Origin of the sequence: Mesorhizobium sp. LNHC232B00 (assembly GCF_000502435.1) — a bacterium.
Lineage (GTDB): Bacteria > Pseudomonadota > Alphaproteobacteria > Rhizobiales > Rhizobiaceae > Mesorhizobium > Mesorhizobium opportunistum.
This window is the reverse complement of the sequence record NZ_AYWP01000001.1, coordinates 119,482-133,767: the sequence shown is the minus strand read 5'-3', so window position 1 is coordinate 133,767 and position 14,286 is coordinate 119,482. Positions and strand designations below refer to the sequence as shown.

Below are 14,286 nucleotides of genomic sequence, written 5' to 3'. Positions count from 1 at the left end.
GGCTTTTCCGTCGCGCTGGGCCTGCCGTCGCCCGTGCCGGAAACGAATAAACGCACCTTTCATTTTACGACATTGAAATGCGTCGCTTTTGAATGCGCGCGCGTCGTCCCATAACAAGCGGCCCCATTGCGCATGCGGCAATGCTCGCAGTTGCTGCATCGTCCCGAAATCGGACCCGATCTTCGGAAAGCATGATGCTGCGAACTTGAAGTGGTAGAGCGTCCTTTGTGCATCCAAGTGGAGGCACGGCGCTCTACGGGAGTGAGAATTCATGGCCGATCTGATCGTCGTCTACTGGCGCGACATCCCTGCCCAGGTCATCGTCAAGAAGGGCCGGCAGAATGCCAAGCGTGAGCTGCCTTTGCGCTTCACCGAGGCGATCGACATGTGCGCCATGCGCACCGGCGCCGGCGGCACGGACGACTATCTGGCCGAATGGCGCAAGGCCGATCCGGTTCCGGTCGGCGACGACCTCGAAGCCGAGGTCGAAAAGGCATTCAACGATATCGACGCGAAGTATGACCGTGAGCGGCTGGTCGCTCTGGTAAAGGCGGGCGGCAAAGAAAATGTCTGAGACCACTCCCGTCAACAAGGAAGGGGCGGCGGTTACTCAGGCCACGCTCAACAAGAAGGCAGCGCCGAAATCCGACTACAAGCCGGCCGACGTGTCGCCGCAGCGGCGCGTGCAGCGCTCGTTCGCCGTCAGATTGTGGTCGATCCGGCACTCGCGATTGCTCGAATGGTTCTACTCCAGGTTCGCCGACATGTTCCTGCTGCTGCATCCCTTGTGGAAAGGCATCGGCTACGGCCGCGTCGAGGCCCCGATCAAGTTCGTCGAGAAGCGCGTAAAAGGCTTCATGTTCGACTGCCGCATGTGCGGCCAATGCATATTGTCCTCGACCGGCATGTCGTGTCCGATGAACTGCCCCAAGCAGTTGCGCAACGGCCCCTGCGGCGGCGTGCGCGCCAACGGCAATTGCGAGGTCGAGCCTGATATGCCCTGCGTCTGGGTCAAGGCCTGGGAAGGCTCGCAAAACATGGTCAACTCCGACAAGATCCTGGCCGTGCAGAAGCCGGTCGACCAGTCGCTGCGCGAAACCTCGGCCTGGCTGCGCGTCACCGCGCAGGCGGCGGCGGCCCGTCAGGCCGCGGCCGATGCCAAAACCGCAGATGCCAAGACCGGAGCCGCCGCATGATCGGCCGCCAGCGTGATGAGAACCCGGCCGGCATTCACCTGCCGCTCGATCCCCTGCCCGGCCACACCTCGCGTGGCCGGCTCGAGCGCGTGCTGCGGCGCGGCGAATTCGCGGTGACCACCGAGCTCAATCCACCAGACAGCGCCGACCCGGAAGACGTCTACAACAGGGCGAAGATCTTCGACGGCTGGGTCGACGCCATCAACGCGGTCGACGCGTCCGGCGCCAACTGCCACATGTCCTCGGTCGGCATCTGCGCGCTGCTGACCCGCATGGGCTATGCACCGATAATGCAGATCGCCTGCCGCGACAAGAACCGCATCGCCATACAGGGCGACGTGCTCGGCGGTGCCGCCATGGGCGTCGCCAACATGCTGTGCCTGACCGGCGACGGCGTCCAGGCCGGCGACCAGCCCGGCGCCAAGCCGGTGTTCGACCTCGATTCCATGTCGTTGCTCGAGACCTGCCGCATCATGCGCGACAACGGCAAGTTCCTGTCCGGCCGCAAGCTCACCACGCCGCCGCAGCTGTTCCTGGGTGCCGCCGTCAATCCGTTTGCGCCGCCCTTCGATTTCCGCCCGATCCATCTCGGCAAGAAGATCGCCGCCGGCGCGCAGTTCGTACAGACGCAGTATTGTTTCGACGTGCCGATGTTCAGGACCTTCATGCAGAAAGCGCGCGATCTCGGACACACCGAGAAAGTGTTCATCCTGTGCGGGGTCGGCCCGCTCGCCTCGGCCAAGACGGCCAAGTGGATCCGCTCCAACGTGCCGGGCATCCATATCCCGGATGCCATTATCAAGCGGCTGGAGGGCGCCCAGGACCAGAAGAAGGAAGGCAAGCAGCTCTGCACCGACATCATCAACGAGGTGAAGGAAATCCCCGGCGTCTCGGGCATCCATGTGATGGCCTACCGCCAGGAGGAATACGTCGCCGAGATCGTCGATGAATCGGGCGTACTCAAGGGCCGCCAGCCATGGAAGCGTGAGATTCGCCGCGACGACCAGATGGTCGCCGACCGGCTCGACCACATCCTGCACGACGAGATTACCGAAACCCAGGTGGACATGGTGAAGACCGCGCATTGATCCGTGCGGAGAGCGACCATTCACTTGATCGAGAAGAGATAACGATATAAAGAACTCTTTATATCACGACGGAGAGATTTCATGACCCGGACCATCGTCGCCTCGGCGACACGAGAAATCATCATCGGCTTCGACCAGCCCTTCTGCGTGATCGGCGAGCGCATCAACCCGACCGGCCGCAAGAAGCTCGCCGCCGAGATGATCGCCGGCAACTTCGAGACCGTCATCAAGGACGCGCTGGAACAGGCCGCCTGCGGCGCCACCATGCTCGACGTCAATGCCGGCGTGACCGCCGTCGACCCCAACGCGACTGAGCCGGCGCTGCTGGTGCAGACGCTGGAGATCGTCCAGGGCCTGGTCGACCTGCCGCTGTCGATCGACTCCTCCGTCACCGCCGCGATCGAAGCGGCGCTCAAGGTCGCCAAGGGCCGTCCGCTGGTCAACTCTGTCACCGGCGAGGAGGAAAAGCTCGAAGCCATCCTGCCGCTGATCAAGAAATACAATGTGCCGGTCGTTGCCATCTCCAATGACGAGACCGGCATCTCGATGGATCCGGACGTGCGTTTCGCCGTCGCCAAGAAGATCGTGCAGCGTTGTGCCGATTTCGGCATTCCGGCGCATGACGTCGTCGTCGACCCGCTGGTCATGCCGATCGGCGCGCTGGGCGATGCCGGCCGCCAGGTGTTCGCGCTGCTGCGCCGCCTGCGTGAGGAACTCAAGGTCAACACCACCTGCGGCCTGTCCAACATCTCGTTCGGCCTGCCGCACCGCCACGGCATCAACGCCGCCTTCATCCCGATGGTGATCGGCGCCGGCATGACCTCGGCGATCATGAACCCGGTGCGTCCGCAGGAAATGGAAGCCGTGCGCGGCGCCAATGTGCTGAACGGCACCGATGAGAACTGCACCAACTGGATCCGCACCTACAAGGACTACAAGCCGGCCGAAGGCGGCCAAGCGGTCGCGGCGCCGACAGCGGTCAATGCGCCGGGCGATGGCGCCGGCAATGGTGGCCGCCGCCGTGGCGGTCGTGAGGCCCGGATGGGCCGGGGATAAGCGCGCAATCGTGAATTCACCTGCAAACATCACCGATCCGCTCGTGCTGTTCATGCCGTCGGGCAAGCGCGGGCGGTTTCCTGTCGGCACGCCGGTCCTGGATGCCGCGCGCCAGCTTGGCGTCTATGTCGAAAGCGTGTGCGGCGGACGCGCCACGTGCGGGCGCTGCCAGGTCGAGGTGCAGGAAGGCAATTTCGCCAAGCACAAGATTGTCTCGTCCAACGACCACATTTCGCCCAAGGGTCCCAAGGAAGAGCGCTACGAGCGCGTGCGCGGCCTGCCCGAACGGCGCCGCCTCTCCTGCTCGGCGCAGATCCTCGGCGACCTCGTCATCGACGTGCCGCAGGACACGGTCATCAATGCGCAGACCATCCGCAAGGATGCCGACACCAGGGTGATCGCCCGCGATACCGCGATCCGCATGTGCTATGTCGAGATCGAAGAGCCCGACATGCACAATCCATCAGGCGACCTCGATCGGCTCAAGATCGCGCTGATGAAGGACTGGGGCTTCAAGAACCTCGAATTCGATTTCTATTTGCTACCGCAGGTGCAGGGCATCCTGCGCAAGGGCAACTGGACCGCCACCGCGGCCATCCACAAGGATGCCGACAGCGACATCGCGCGGGTCATCGCACTGTGGCCGGGCCTCAAGAACGAGGCCTATGGCCTTGCCTGCGATATCGGCTCGACCACCATCGCCATGCATCTGGTGTCGTTGCTGTCCGGCCGTGTCGCCGCTTCGTCGGGCACGTCGAACCCGCAGATCCGCTTCGGCGAGGATCTGATGAGCCGTGTCTCCTACGTGATGATGAACCCGGACGGCCGGGAAGGCATGACGGTCGCCGTGCGCGAAGCGATCTCCAGCCTTGTCGACAAGGTCTGCGCGGAAGGCAACGTCCAGCGCAACGACATCCTGGATTCCGTCTTCGTCGGCAATCCGATCATGCACCATCTGTTCCTCGGCATCGATCCGACCGAACTCGGCGGCGCGCCCTTCGCGCTTGCCGTCTCCGGAGCGGTGCGCATCAAGGCCTCCGACATCGGCCTGAAGCTCAACCAGGGCGCCCGGCTCTACATGCTGCCTTGCATCGCCGGCCATGTCGGCGCCGATGCGGCGGCGGTGACGCTGTCGGAAGGCCCGCACCGCCAGGACGAGATGATGCTGATCGTCGATGTCGGCACCAATGCAGAGATCGTGCTGGGCAACCGCAAGCGGGTCGTGGCCGCCTCTTCTCCGACCGGTCCCGCCTTCGAGGGTGCCGAAATCTCCGGCGGCCAGCGCGCCGCCCCCGGCGCAATCGAGCGCGTGCGCATCGATCCGGAGACGCTGGAACCGAAATACCGCGTCATCGGCTCCGAACTGTGGTCCGACGAACCGGGCTTCCTCGACAGTGTGCAGGCGACCGGCGTCACCGGCATCTGCGGTTCCGGCATCATCGAGATCGTGGCGGAGATGTATCTCGCCGGCATCATTTCCGAGGATGGCGTCGTCGACGGATCGCTGGCCGCGCGCTCGCCGCGCGTCGTCGCCAATGGCCGCACCTTCTCCTATGTGCTGAAGGAAGGCTCTGCGTCAAAGGAGGATGGGCCCAAGATCACCATCACCCAGACCGACGTGCGCGCCATTCAGCTTGCCAAGGCGGCCCTTTATGCCGGCACCAAGCTGTTGATGGAAAAGCAGAACACCGAGCATGTCGACCGCATCCACTTCGCCGGCGCCTTCGGTTCCTTCATCGATCCGAAATACGCCATGGTGCTGGGGCTGATCCCCGATTGCGATCTCGACAAGGTCTCGGCCGTCGGCAACGCCGCCGGCGCCGGTGCGCGCATGGCGCTGCTCAATCGCGGCTATCGCCGCGAGATCGAGGAGACGGTGAGCCAGATCGAGAAGATCGAGACCGCACTGGAGCCGAAATTCCAGGAGCACTTCGTCTATGCCATGGCGCTGCCCAACAAGGTCGATCCGTTCCCGAAATTGTCGGCGGCGGTGAAATTGCCGCCACGCAAGACGGTCAGCGAGGATGGCNAACAAGGTCGATCCGTTCCCGAAATTGTCGGCGGCGGTGAAATTGCCGCCACGCAAGACGGTCAGCGAGGATGGCGTCGCCGGCGACGCCACACCGCGCCGGCGTTCACGCGAAGGTCACGCGGCAAGGCGCGGCCGGGAATAGGCCCCGCCCTTACGCATTCAATTTCATTTGTATGCAAATGTTTCCGGATCGCCCGATCCGGAAACCAAAACGCTGTTTTCGCGAAATCCATCCGATACATGGCAGGCGCATTTACCCGGCATTGCACGGCGGCCACGAATAAACCCTCGGCCGCCGCTGCTCTTCAAGGGAGATGAAATGTCGATGTTCGAAAATCTCGGCCGCTTCGGTGCGACCATCAGGCAGGCCCACGCCAGGAACAGGGCGACCCGCGCGCTGAACAGCCTGCCGGCACATGTCCAAAAGGACATCGGCTGGCCGGCATCGCCGCAGAATGATCCGCAGGCCGCGCTCACCGCGCTGCTTCTGGGTACGTCACGCTGATGACCTTCGCCGACAAATGCAAATTGCTCGGCATCCGCCGGGGATCTCGCATGTCCCCGGCGATCACCAGCAACCGGTTGCGCGCCGCACTCTTGCCGCGCCGCTGACCGCCGCAGTATGTCGGATCCATGCGGCGGATCACACCACCGTGTTGCACACGGCGTCAATCTTGACATTTTCGGCCAGTGCACGATCTTCAAAAAAGAAGGGGAGTTCTTTTAGTCGGCTGTCGCCGAAGCTCGTGTATGCGCATGCCAAGTTTGAAAAGCCACTTCGTTTCCTTCGTGCTCAGGTACAGCCGGAAAAAGGCGTTTTCCAGCCCGGAAAGCCTGCAACGCTGGATTGCGGCCGCGCGCAAGACCGAGGATCATCATCCGCCGGTCTCGCTGCAGCAGCGTTTCGACATCCAGGCGCGCGCAGTCGACGGCTTTCCAGTCTACGAGATCGCCCCCAGGGCCGGCGAGCGCAAGCGGATTCTCTACCTGCACGGCGGCGCCTATGTCTTTGAAATCACGCCCTATCATTGGCATCTGATTGCCGACATGGCCGACCGTCTGGGCTATGCCGTCACCGTACCGATCTATCCCATCGCTCCCGAGCATGACTTCCACGCCATGTTCGGCATGGTTGGCGACGTCTATCGCCAAATGCTCGACGAGACCGACCCCGAGGACATCGTCTTCATGGGCGATTCCGCCGGCGGCAACATGGCCGTCGTGCTGACCATGATGGCGGCCGAACAGGGTCTGCCGCCGCCATCGCGCCACGTTCTGATTTCACCAGGGCTCGACGTTTCGCTTGCAAACCCCGCAGTGTTCGAAGCGGAGCGGAACGATCCCTGGTTGGGCATTGCCGGCGGACGGGAGGCGATCCGGCTCTACAGTGCCGGAATGCTTCCCACCGACTGGCATATCAGTCCGGTCTATGGCGATCTCTCGGTGTTGCCCAAGACATTGCTTCTGACGGGCTCGCGCGATCTCCTTACACCCGACAATCTGATCTTCGCGCAAAAAGCGCGCAGCGCAGGCGTCGAGGTCGAGCTCGTGTACGAGGAAGGCATGTTTCATGTCTGGCCATTGATCGACATGCCGGAATCGCGCCGCGCGCGCCAGCACATCGTCACGTTCCTCAACGACGTCGGCGCACCGATCAGCCAAGGCACCAGAACAAGCTTCGAAGCGCCCTCCGCCGAGGCGGCGGAGTAGCGCTTTCAGTCCCGCACGCCCGGCGGATCAAAACTTGCCGGTTTCCCGGAACACTTCGAAGGTCGCACGGATGTGGTCGGCGACAGCCTTGACCGGAGCGCTGGCGTCCGGCGCCACCACCATGGCCAGATTGTAGGTGCCGATGTCGGGCATGCCATCCTTCGGGCAGAGTTCGACCATGTCGTTGCCGAGGAAGGACTTCGGCAGCGGCGCCACGGCGAGGTCGGACATGATGGCGGCCCGCTGGCCGGCCGTATGGGCGCTCATATAGGCTATGCGGTAATTGCGCCCTTCGCGGCTCAGCGCTTCGAGCGCGCCGGCGCGCCAGGCGCAGCCCTCTTCCCATAGCGACACCGGCAAGGGCTCGCGCAGATGCGCGCAGCCGCCCTTGGCGCCGGCCCATACGATCGGCTCGGTCAAGAGCACCTCGGCGCCGAGCGCGCTGGTCTTGTAGGAATTGGTCAGCAGCGTGATGTCGAGCGCCCGGTCGTCCATGCGCCGGCGCAGGTTGCTGCTCTGGTCGATGGTGACGTCGACCGCGATTGAGGGATGCGACTGCGCGAAGCGCTTCAGCACATGCGGCAGCACGCGCTCGCCATAGTCATCCGGCGAACCGAGCCGCACCACGCCGACGATATCGGGGATGATGAACTTCGACACCACCTCGCGGTTGATCGACAACAGCCGGCGGGCATAGCCGAGCAGCATTTCGCCGTCCGTGGTCAGCGTCACCGAACGCGCGTCGCGTGCGAACACCGAGCGGCCGAGAATGTCCTCGAGCTTCTTGATCTGCATCGACACCGCAGACGGCGTGCGGAAGACGGCGTTGGCGGCGGTGGTGAAACTGCCGGTCTCGGCAATCGCCACGAAAGTGCGCAAAACGTCGAGATCGAGCAGCGGCAGCGGATGATTGAGTGGGGCGTTCATGGCGATCGACCTTCAATTTTTCTGATACAAAGCATCATTCCATTTCGTTTGATTGAACATCAGTTTGGGAGGATAGTCAATCTTGTCGAAGCAGGATGCTGCCAGATGCAGCCCATGAAACCAACACGACACAGACCTGCATTCGACATGAAATGAAGCTGAAACAGACATGACGTAACCAGCCACTGCCTGGCATCCCCGTCAGGCACAGAAGGGAGAATGAAATGTCTATCCTGTCGTCCATCGGCCGCATCGCGACCGAATTCAGCGAGGCCCGTGCCCGCTACCAGACCGAACGTGCCATCCGTTCCCTGCCGATCGAACTGCAGAAGGATATTGGCTGGCCTGAAGCCTCCGACGCCAAGGCCGGTATTCGCAACGGCATCGGATCCTGGGCTGGAGCAAAGTAAACCGTGTGTATCAAATGCTGAAGGCCTGCCGCGCCACCCGCCCGGCAGGCCTTCTCTGTTTTATTTGCATTCAAATGAATTCACGAGCCATGCTGCCGCTGCATGGCGCATATGAACAAGCCGCATAGCATCCCGATTTTTGAACTAACCGGCTGTAAACAATAATAGATTCTGAGCATCATGCCCAAATTTGTCGCATCTGATGTCGCTTTTCATATCAAGCGCTTCGCTTTTGCGATTTAGTTTCTGCTTACACAAGCCTATATCACCGCCAGCAAACGAGCTGCCCCACTCCATCAAGCGAAGGCGACCCGTCTGAGCAACCGAATGGAGATAATCATGAAGCTTTTTGCCCGCCTCTTCGCCCGCCGCGAAATGAACCTGACGACCGCTCTCGAGCGTCAGCGCCTCGCCAACACCATGCCCGGCCAGACCGGCGCCATGGCTGCTGCACGCCTCGGCTTCGTCGCCTGAAGATTTCTTCGGGGCTGCGCGTCCCTGCCGCTGCTCCCATGACTGCAACGCTGCCCGGCCTTGACCGAGGCGGCGTTTTTGTTTCGACCTCACCCGCTCCCGCGCGGTTCATCGATCGCATTGCCCATTTGCGACCCATGTCGCAAATTTAATCGCGTCCAGGCGGCGTAGCCGATTGACAAGCATGGTTTTTCCTGATGACGCTATGCTATTCGCGACATCCTGTTCGCGTCATGGCTGTGTGAGGTTCACTTGAACGCCGTAAAGCATCCGATCAAGCGATCGTTTGTGTTCTTCCTTGTCCCCGATTTCACCATGATCGCTTTTGCGACCGCGCTCGACCCGCTGCGTTCGGCCAACCGCATGCTCGGTTACGAGGCCTATCGCTGGCGCCTGGCCAGCATCGACGGCAAGCCGGTGCGCGCCTCCAACGGGGTCGAATGCGCCGTCAACACCTCGCTCGACGAGGAGCGCAAGAAGATGGCCGGCCCTGAACGGCCCAACATGGCCATCGTCTGCAGCGGCATCGATGTCGAGCGCTACCATAACAAGTCGGCGTTCGCCTGGCTGCGCGAAGAGTACAATCGCGGTGTCGCCGTCGGCGGCCTGTGCACCGGCGCGCACATCCTCGCCGCCGCCGGTCTGCTGTCCAACAAGCGCTGCGCCATTCATTGGGAAAACCTGCCGGGCTTTTCCGAGGCGTTTCCCAAGGCCAATGTCTTTGCCGATCTCTTCGAGATCGACCAGAACATCTACACCTGCGCCGGCGGCACCGCAGCACTCGACATGATGCTGAAGCTGATCGGTGACGATTTCGACGAGAGCCTCGTCAACCGCGTCTGCGAGCAGGTGCTGACTGACCGCGTGCGCAGCCCGACCGACCGCCAGCGCCTGCCGTTGCGTGCCCGCCTCGGCGTGCAGAACTCGAAAGTGCTGACCATCATCGAGCTGATGGAAGGCAACCTCTCCGAGCCGCTGTCGCTGATCGAGATCGCCGACCATGTCGACCTGTCGCGCCGCCAGATCGAGCGCCTGTTCCGCACCGAGATGGGCCGCTCCCCTGCCCGCTACTACCTGGAAATCCGGCTCGACCGCGCCCGGCATCTGCTGATCCAGTCGTCGTTGCCGGTGGTCGAGGTGGCTGTCGCCTGCGGCTTCGTCTCGGCCTCGCATTTCTCCAAATGCTACCGCGAGCTTTACGCCCGCTCGCCGCAGCAGGAGCGTGTCGACCGCAAGCAGCTGCTGGCCGCCTGACCCGCAATTCCGCCCGTCAGGCCTCGGTCGGCTGCGCCTGCGCCGTCCGCATCGCCTCGACGCGGATATCCTCGGTCAGCCGCGCCTTCAGCGCGGAGAATTCCGGACTGGTTTTGAGCGTGTAATGGCGCGGATGCGGCAGGTCGATGGCGACATCCGACTTGATGCTGCCGGGCCGCGCCGTCATAACGATCACCCGCGAGGCCATGAAGATCGCCTCCTCGATGTCGTGGGTGACGAACAGCACCGTCTTCTTGCGCCGTTCCCAGATGCCGAGCAGCAATTCCTGCATCAGCCCGCGCGTCTGGTTGTCGAGCGCGCCGAACGGCTCGTCCAGCAACAGGATCTCCGGATCGTTGGCCAACGCCCGAGCAATCGCCGTGCGCTGCTGCATGCCGCCCGAAAGCTGCTTCGGCCAATGGTTCTCGAACCCTTTCAGCCCGACGAGATCGACATAGGAAGCGACGACCTCGTCGCGCTCCTTTTGCGCCATGCCGCGTTCGCGCAGTCCGAAGGCGATATTCTCGGCCACCGTCAGCCAGGGGAACAGCGTGTAGGACTGGAACACCATGCCGCGATCCGGTCCCGGCCGCGTCACCGCCTTGCCGTCGAGCAGCACGCGGCCTTCGCTCGGGGCTTCGAGGCCAGCGACGATCCTGAGCAGTGTCGACTTCCCGCACCCGGACGGCCCCAGTATGGTGATGAAATCGTTGGCGGCGACCGCCATGTCGACCGGCATCAGCGCCCTGACCGGCTGTCCGCCGCGCACGCCGGCAAAGGTGCGCGAGACGCCCTCGATAAGAAGCTTGCTCACGCCAGGCTCCACGGAAAGAGCCAGCGGTTGAACGCCTTGAAGGCAAAATCGGACAACAGGCCGATCAGTCCGATGACGATGATGCCGAAGATGATCTGTCCGGTCGCCAGCCGCGACTGGCTGTTGATGATCATGTAGCCGATGCCCGACGACGAGCCGATCAGCTCGGCGACGATGACGTAGGTCCAGGCCCAGCCGAGCACCAGCCGCAGCGTCTCGGCGATCTCGGGCGCATTGGCCGGCATGATCACCCGCTTGACGATGCCGTTGTTGGTCGAGCCCAGCGTATAGGCGGCCTCGACCAGGTCGCGCCGCGTCGACCCCACCTTGACGGCAATGATCAGGATGATCTGGAACACCGAGCCGACGAAGATGACGAGCAGTTTTTCCAGTTCGCCGATGCCGGCCCACAGGATGAGCAGCGGAATGAAGGCGGATGCCGGCAGGTAGCGGGCGAAAGAGACGAAAGGTTCGAGAAACGCCTCCACCGGCTTCCAGGCCCCCATCGCGATGCCGATCGGCACGGCAACGACCGACGCCAGCACAAAACCGCCGAAGACCCGCCAGATGGTGATCAGTATGTCGAGCCAGAAACGGTCCTCGACCAACAGCCGCCAGCCGTCCCGCAACATAGACAGCGGGTCGGCGAGGAAGATGCGGTTGACGTGCCCGCCAAGCGTGATCCAGGCCCAGAACGCCACAAACAGCACGAAGAAGGAAATGCCGAGCACGGTTCGGAGGCCCGGCGCGATCGGATGCAAGGGGCGCATCGTCAGATCGTCCGCATCATCATTTCGTCCCATGCTCAAATTTGTCCGTGGGAAAGTGGCGGCGCCAGGCGCCGCCGCTTCATGGGCAAAGGCTGTTCGTCAGTTCGCCACCGCGCTGGTGTCGGCCAACGTGCTGACGTCGGGCGCTTCCTTGATCAGCCCCATCTGCAGCAGGAGATCGCCGGCGGTCTTGGAAAAATCCTGGAATTCCTTGGTGAAGAACTGCTTGTTTTCGGCCTTGTCGGACCATTTCAGGTACTTCGCCGAATCCTCGAATTCCTTGGCGGACTGTTTCACATCGGCGCCCATGATCTCGTAGGATTTCTGCGGATCCTTCTTGATCAGATCGAGCGCCTCGAAATAGCTGTCGGCGAGCGCCTTGGCGGCATCCGGGTTGGCCTTGAGGAATTCGGGCGTGCAGCCGACCGTGTCGAGGACCATCGGATAGTCGAGCGTGGTCGCCAGGATATGGCCTTGGTCGGCCTTGTCGCGCACCGCCGAGATGAACGGCTCATAGGTGACCGCGGCATCGTTCTGGCCGGCAAGGAAGGCTTGCGCCGCCGCGTCCGGCTCTAGGTTGACGACGGTCACATCCTTGGTCGACATGCCGTTCTTGTTCAGCACCCAGGCGAGCATGAAATAGGGTGACGTGCCCGGCGCCGAGGACGCGACATTCTTGCCCTTGAGATCGGCGACGGTCTTGATGTCGTTGCGCACGACGATGCCGTCGGCGCCGTAGGATTTGTCGAGCTGGAAGATCTGCTTGGTGGTCACCCCGCTTGCGTTCCACACCAGCCACGTCTCGACCGTGGTGGCGGCGCATTGCAGGTCGCCGCTGGCGATGGCGAGCGGACGGCTGGCCTGCGGCACTTTCTTCAAGGTTACGTCGAGGCCGTGTTTCTCGAACAGGCCTGCCTGCTTGGCAAGCGTCAGCGGCGCGAAGCCGGTCCAGCCGCTGATGCCGATGGTGACCGACGTGGCGGCCATCACCGGCGCGGACAGGCCGGCGGCAAGTGTCAATGTTGCGGCGAAAATGGCGAGTCTGTTCATGTCGGTTCCCCTTTTGTTTCTCTTGGGGGAAATAGTTCACAGACACCGGCGACCTTGTCAATCAACAGCATGGTGAAGCGCGTGTCGGGTTGGCCTGAGACACGCAGCCGGCCCGGCAGCCAAATGACCCAATGGCTGCTGGTTGCCTGAATCCAGGATATTTTAACCGTCGCAGACGCACTCGGCGGACGAGATGCGATCGTTCCAGTTGCCTCCGAGATAGCGGGCTCTGCGGCTGATCTCGATCGAACGGCCGCCCATCCGCGTATCCTCATAGGCCACGAGCGTGCAGCCGCGGCTGACGAACACCGACGAAACACGATCGTTCCAGAACTGACCACCGCGAAAACTCACCGAATCGTCGGGCGCCATTTCGATCGACCGGCCGCGAAAATTCGCGTGCTCGAACATGACGCAGGCAGGCTGGTCGTTGTATTGGGCGCTGGCGCCATCTGCAAAAAGCACGGAGGCGACAGCTGTCAGGACGGCAAGGCGTTTCATCTGATGTTTCCTCGGTTCGACCGTGGCCCCCACCGGCTGGATAGCGCGGGCCGATCAGTTTGCCAATGCCTCCTCTACCCGCGCCAGGGTCTCTAGCGGCTCTCCGGCATCCAGCTCCGATTGCGCCACATTTTCTCGCCGATCTGGCAATCGCTGGCGGGCTTTTCCTGCGCCAGCACGACTGGCGGACGATCCGCCTCCTCGGCCGCCCATTGCGGTGACGCCGGGCCGGCAAGCTCCAGCACCAGCTTGCGGCGGATGGCTTCGGGGAATTGCGTCCAATCGTTGACCGGGATCATGAAGGCTCCAGGGCCGCCGATGACGCAGTCGCTGTAGTAGCGGTCGAGATCGTTGACGTCGTAGGCGCTGGAAAAGCCGCCGCGGGTCATCAGCGGCAGGCCGTTGATGACGATGCCTTGCCTGACCACACCGTCACGGGTGAGGTTGACCGGCGCGCCCTGGTTGTTGGGCCCGTCGCCGGAAATGTCGATGACCCGCTTGGTCGCCTGGTAGCCACTTTCGGCGAAAAGGTCGCTGCCGAACTCCAGGGCGCCGGAAATCGAGGTGCGTCGCGCGCTGTCGGGCGGATGCGCCGACATTTGTGCGACCACCCGCTCGGCATCGTCACGGTTGGCGATGACCGTCCATGGCACGATGACACGCTGCCAGCTGGTGCCGGCCCATTCGACATAGGTGACGGCGATCTTGCCATAGGAGCCATTGGCGATCGCCTGCAAAACATTGTCATGCGTCAGCGCCGCCGCGTAGCCATGGCGCTGGATTTCGAGCTCGTCCGCCGACATCGAGAGCGAAACATCGACCGCCAGCACCAGCTCGACATCGACCGGCTCGTCCGCGCGCGATCCCGGCGCCAGCCAGAGCGTCAGTGCCAGCGCGGCGCAGCCGGAAAGCAGATGTCTTGCACACGGGAAAGCAGACATGCCGCAAGGGTAAGCGAAAACCATCCGGTTAAAAAGACAAAAGCCCGGCTCGAGGCCAGGCTT

General features: G+C 62.8%; 16 protein-coding genes. 10 read left to right on the top strand and 6 right to left on the bottom strand.

Annotated elements, in window-relative coordinates:
* Nucleotides 1-271: 271 nt before the first annotated feature.
* From X743_RS167865 to X743_RS167895, 7 genes are all read left to right on the top strand, one after another.
* Nucleotides 272-574 carry a virulence factor gene (locus X743_RS167865; RefSeq protein ID WP_023763393.1) on the top strand — a complete coding sequence of 101 codons (303 nt, stop codon included), beginning with the start codon at nt 272-274 and terminating at the stop codon, nt 572-574.
* The gene (locus X743_RS167870) at nt 567-1,196 is read left to right on the top strand and encodes a methylenetetrahydrofolate reductase C-terminal domain-containing protein (protein ID WP_023763392.1); all 630 of its coding nucleotides are present in this window, start codon (nt 567-569) and stop codon (nt 1,194-1,196) included. Before X743_RS167865 ends, X743_RS167870 begins: the two co-directional genes overlap by 8 nt.
* Complete coding sequence (locus X743_RS167875) at nt 1,193-2,284, top strand: methylenetetrahydrofolate reductase (protein ID WP_013894976.1); 1,092 nt, start codon at nt 1,193-1,195, stop codon at nt 2,282-2,284. The genes X743_RS167870 and X743_RS167875 overlap by 4 nt, the downstream gene beginning before the upstream one ends.
* A gap of 81 nt (nt 2,285-2,365) precedes the next feature.
* Nucleotides 2,366-3,340: a methyltetrahydrofolate cobalamin methyltransferase gene (locus tag X743_RS167880; RefSeq protein WP_023763391.1), complete on the top strand. Its 975-nt coding sequence runs from the start codon at nt 2,366-2,368 to the stop codon at nt 3,338-3,340.
* Nucleotides 3,341-3,392: 52 nt separating this feature from the next.
* A complete protein-coding gene (locus tag X743_RS167885; RefSeq protein ID WP_245264144.1) occupies nt 3,393-5,690 on the top strand; it encodes an ASKHA domain-containing protein in 2,298 nt (765 codons plus the stop codon).
* A gap of 1 nt (nt 5,691) precedes the next feature.
* Nucleotides 5,692-5,877, top strand: a complete 186-nt coding sequence (locus X743_RS1000000172665) for a hypothetical protein (protein ID WP_023763389.1) — start codon at nt 5,692-5,694, stop codon at nt 5,875-5,877.
* A 251-nt stretch (nt 5,878-6,128) separates the two neighbouring features.
* Entirely contained in the window at nt 6,129-7,082 is a 954-nt protein-coding gene (locus X743_RS167895) for an alpha/beta hydrolase (protein WP_023763387.1), read from the top strand.
* Nucleotides 7,083-7,109: 27 nt separating this feature from the next.
* Here X743_RS167895 and X743_RS167900 read toward each other — a convergent pair whose 3' ends face one another.
* Nucleotides 7,110-8,009 (bottom strand): LysR substrate-binding domain-containing protein, encoded by a 900-nt coding sequence (locus X743_RS167900; RefSeq protein WP_013894970.1) that lies wholly within the window; start codon nt 8,007-8,009, stop codon nt 7,110-7,112.
* A gap of 224 nt (nt 8,010-8,233) precedes the next feature.
* Here X743_RS167900 and X743_RS167905 point away from each other — a divergent pair, with 224 nt between their 5' ends.
* The 3 genes from X743_RS167905 (at nt 8,234) to X743_RS167910 (ending at nt 10,147) form a co-directional block, all read left to right on the top strand.
* Complete coding sequence (locus tag X743_RS167905) at nt 8,234-8,419, top strand: hypothetical protein (RefSeq protein WP_023763386.1); 186 nt, start codon at nt 8,234-8,236, stop codon at nt 8,417-8,419.
* Nucleotides 8,420-8,758: 339 nt separating this feature from the next.
* Nucleotides 8,759-8,893 carry a hypothetical protein gene (locus X743_RS1000000173875; RefSeq protein WP_013894968.1) on the top strand — a complete coding sequence of 45 codons (135 nt, stop codon included), beginning with the start codon at nt 8,759-8,761 and terminating at the stop codon, nt 8,891-8,893.
* A 252-nt stretch (nt 8,894-9,145) separates the two neighbouring features.
* The gene (locus X743_RS167910; RefSeq protein ID WP_023763385.1) at nt 9,146-10,147 is read left to right on the top strand and encodes a GlxA family transcriptional regulator; all 1,002 of its coding nucleotides are present in this window, start codon (nt 9,146-9,148) and stop codon (nt 10,145-10,147) included.
* Between the two features lie 16 nt (nt 10,148-10,163).
* Here the strand turns inward: X743_RS167910 and X743_RS167915 are convergent, their stop codons facing one another.
* From X743_RS167915 to X743_RS167935, 5 genes are all read right to left on the bottom strand, one after another.
* Nucleotides 10,164-10,961, bottom strand: a complete 798-nt coding sequence (locus X743_RS167915; protein ID WP_023763384.1) for an ABC transporter ATP-binding protein — start codon at nt 10,959-10,961, stop codon at nt 10,164-10,166.
* Nucleotides 10,958-11,731 (bottom strand): ABC transporter permease, encoded by a 774-nt coding sequence (locus tag X743_RS167920; RefSeq protein ID WP_023763383.1) that lies wholly within the window; start codon nt 11,729-11,731, stop codon nt 10,958-10,960. Before X743_RS167920 ends, X743_RS167915 begins: the two co-directional genes overlap by 4 nt.
* Nucleotides 11,732-11,830: 99 nt before the next feature.
* Nucleotides 11,831-12,781: an ABC transporter substrate-binding protein gene (locus X743_RS167925; RefSeq protein ID WP_023763382.1), complete on the bottom strand. Its 951-nt coding sequence runs from the start codon at nt 12,779-12,781 to the stop codon at nt 11,831-11,833.
* A 162-nt stretch (nt 12,782-12,943) separates the two neighbouring features.
* The gene (locus X743_RS167930) at nt 12,944-13,282 is read right to left on the bottom strand and encodes a peptidase inhibitor family I36 protein (protein ID WP_023763381.1); all 339 of its coding nucleotides are present in this window, start codon (nt 13,280-13,282) and stop codon (nt 12,944-12,946) included.
* A 92-nt stretch (nt 13,283-13,374) separates the two neighbouring features.
* A complete protein-coding gene (locus X743_RS167935; RefSeq protein WP_023763380.1) occupies nt 13,375-14,223 on the bottom strand; it encodes a DUF1194 domain-containing protein in 849 nt (282 codons plus the stop codon).
* Between the last annotated feature and the right edge of the window lie 63 nt (nt 14,224-14,286).

Excerpts from the sequence above, each read along its gene's own strand:
- X743_RS167880 (WP_023763391.1), top strand. The coding sequence starts at position 2,366 with ATGACCCGGACCATCGTCGCCTCGGCGACACGAGAAATCATCATCGGC.
- X743_RS167930 (WP_023763381.1), bottom strand. The coding sequence starts at position 13,282 with ATGAAACGCCTTGCCGTCCTGACAGCTGTCGCCTCCGTGCTTTTTGCA.
- X743_RS167900 (WP_013894970.1), bottom strand. The coding sequence starts at position 8,009 with ATGAACGCCCCACTCAATCATCCGCTGCCGCTGCTCGATCTCGACGTT.
- X743_RS167865 (WP_023763393.1), top strand. The coding sequence starts at position 272 with ATGGCCGATCTGATCGTCGTCTACTGGCGCGACATCCCTGCCCAGGTC.
- X743_RS1000000172665 (WP_023763389.1), top strand. The coding sequence starts at position 5,692 with ATGTCGATGTTCGAAAATCTCGGCCGCTTCGGTGCGACCATCAGGCAG.
- X743_RS167870 (WP_023763392.1), top strand. The coding sequence starts at position 567 with ATGTCTGAGACCACTCCCGTCAACAAGGAAGGGGCGGCGGTTACTCAG.
- X743_RS167920 (WP_023763383.1), bottom strand. The coding sequence starts at position 11,731 with ATGCGCCCCTTGCATCCGATCGCGCCGGGCCTCCGAACCGTGCTCGGC.
- X743_RS1000000173875 (WP_013894968.1), top strand. The coding sequence starts at position 8,759 with ATGAAGCTTTTTGCCCGCCTCTTCGCCCGCCGCGAAATGAACCTGACG.
- X743_RS167925 (WP_023763382.1), bottom strand. The coding sequence starts at position 12,781 with ATGAACAGACTCGCCATTTTCGCCGCAACATTGACACTTGCCGCCGGC.
- X743_RS167905 (WP_023763386.1), top strand. The coding sequence starts at position 8,234 with ATGTCTATCCTGTCGTCCATCGGCCGCATCGCGACCGAATTCAGCGAG.
- X743_RS167895 (WP_023763387.1), top strand. The coding sequence starts at position 6,129 with ATGCCAAGTTTGAAAAGCCACTTCGTTTCCTTCGTGCTCAGGTACAGC.
- X743_RS167935 (WP_023763380.1), bottom strand. The coding sequence starts at position 14,223 with ATGTCTGCTTTCCCGTGTGCAAGACATCTGCTTTCCGGCTGCGCCGCG.
- X743_RS167875 (WP_013894976.1), top strand. The coding sequence starts at position 1,193 with ATGATCGGCCGCCAGCGTGATGAGAACCCGGCCGGCATTCACCTGCCG.